Here is a 659-nt window from a genome sequence, read left to right on the forward strand (position 1 = left end):
GCTTGAACCCGTACACGCCCGTGAGCGCGGCAGGCTGGCGCACACTGCCGCCCGTATCGCTGCCCAGCGACACCGGGGTAATGCCCGCCGCCACCGATACGGCGCTGCCGCCGCTGCTGCCACCGGGCACGCGCTCCGTATCCCAGGGGTTCAACACTGGGCCACTGGCACTGTTTTCGTTGCTGCTGCCCATGGCGAACTCGTCCATGTTGGCCTTGCCGACGATAATCGCCCCCGCGTCCAGCAGCTTCTGGGCGGCGGTAGCGTTGTACGGGCTGACATACTCCGCCAGAATCCGGCTGCCGCAGGTCGTGCGCGTGCCCGTTACGTTGATGTTGTCTTTGACGATAATCGGCAGCCCCGCCAGCGGCAGCGTCTCACCGGCAGCCAGCCGCGAGGCGACCTGCGCGGCCTGCTCGTCGGCGCGGCTATTCAGACTGATGAGCGCATTGAGGTTCCGGGCCGCTTGCGCGCGGCGGCGGGCTTCGTCCAGTAGCGTTTGCGGCTCGGTTTCGTGCGCCAGCACGGCGCGGACAAGTTCAGTAGCAGTGGGCAGAGCAGACATACCGCCTCAGTCTAGAGCAGTTCACTGTAGAAGTCCGAATAGCCCCGCTCCCGAGCTAAGTACACTGCGTTTATCTTGTAGATAAACCGCGCGG

General features: G+C 65.3%; 1 protein-coding gene. It reads right to left on the reverse strand.

Annotated elements, in window-relative coordinates; genetic code table 11:
• The coding region (locus tag QZ271_RS14355) for an amidase (protein ID WP_291432624.1) at positions 1–565 on the reverse strand (565 nt) is incomplete at its 3' end.
• Between the last annotated feature and the right edge of the window lie 94 nt (positions 566–659).

The sequence above is a fragment of the Deinococcus sp. genome, assembly GCF_018260555.1.
GTDB lineage: Bacteria > Deinococcota > Deinococci > Deinococcales > Deinococcaceae > Deinococcus.